This is a genomic window from Moorena sp. SIO3I6 (genome assembly GCF_010672095.1).
On the sequence record NZ_JAAHHU010001728.1, the window covers coordinates 1 to 1037 of the forward strand.

1 protein-coding gene is annotated in these 1037 nt (G+C 38.4%); it reads left to right on the forward strand.

The window, feature by feature from the left end; genetic code table 11:
- Nucleotides 1–405: 405 nt before the first annotated feature.
- Nucleotides 406–1032, forward strand: a complete 627-nt coding sequence (locus F6K49_RS52680) for a hypothetical protein (RefSeq protein ID WP_293111087.1) — start codon at nucleotides 406–408, stop codon at nucleotides 1030–1032.
- The last annotated feature ends 5 nt before the right edge of the window (nucleotides 1033–1037 follow it).

Genomic DNA, 1037 nt, shown 5'->3' on the forward strand with positions numbered 1-1037 from the left:
TTCCCTCAAGCCAGCTAAATTGATTACCTTCAGTATGGCGCTACGGGGAGCAAAAGTGCTTGAGCCAAGAGATTGCAATCGTGAAGCGGTGGAACTTGATGCCAGAATAGCAACAGAAGTGACAGAGATTTTGCGCAGAGCGGTGATGGGTGAATTGGTTTGAATATAGTGTCAATTGGGTGAAGTACTTTCGTCCTGGGTTTTAGGGAGTAGGGAGCAGGGAGCAGGGAGCAGGAAAAAATCCTGTGTACCTCACTTGTGATCAGAATTGCTATAGCCAGTTTGATCAATTTTCACGGTAAGTGTCCGGTTACTGTCTAAAGTCCAAGTAAATGTAAGTAGTTATATCAAGTTCGGTTAATTATCTCCCAAGTAGTCTCTGGATTGTACGCCAGAAGGGATATCATGATTAGTCAACCGGACTTGATATTAGATCATGGCCAGAAACGTTTTATGCTTGGGTTTTTTAGGGTCGGGTTGAGACAAAAATTGAAAGCCGTGTGGGTACAAAAACCTAAAGAAAAAAAGTATATATTCTCGTCTAACTACTACAAGATTTTCTTGGATATCCAAAGACGATGTGACTTTCAAATTTCTTTTTCAAAGTTTCTTTTGTCCCTTTTCTTTGTTCTGCAATATACTATCCCTATTTTTTTAGCAGCTATCGGAGGTATTACGGCAGGCAATGACTTATTGGTCTCGTTTATTCAAGAATTTGTTTCTGATGACCAAGCTGAAAATATCGTCAATTTTTTTATATTTTTAATTAGTCTATTAGGGACATTATTCGGTACCATAAGTGCCACAACTAACCCTTCGGAAAGCTATGATAATGCAGCAGCGTTTCATAACAAATTTTCTGAGTTTAAGATTAATTTAGCGATAGATATGAGGAATCTTGAACTTACTAATGCTATGGAGGAAGATTACCTGCAGCTTCTGAAGGAAAAAAATGCTAATCTTTCTGAATTGATTCAGGAATATAATCAAAAACGGTCGATTGATAAGAATCCAGTAGGGGAAGACAATTAAGAGGG

Bases quoted from the DNA above. Each gene is read 5' to 3' on its own strand.
- F6K49_RS52680 (WP_293111087.1), top strand. From the start codon at position 406: ATGATTAGTCAACCGGACTTGATATTAGATCATGGCCAGAAACGTTTT.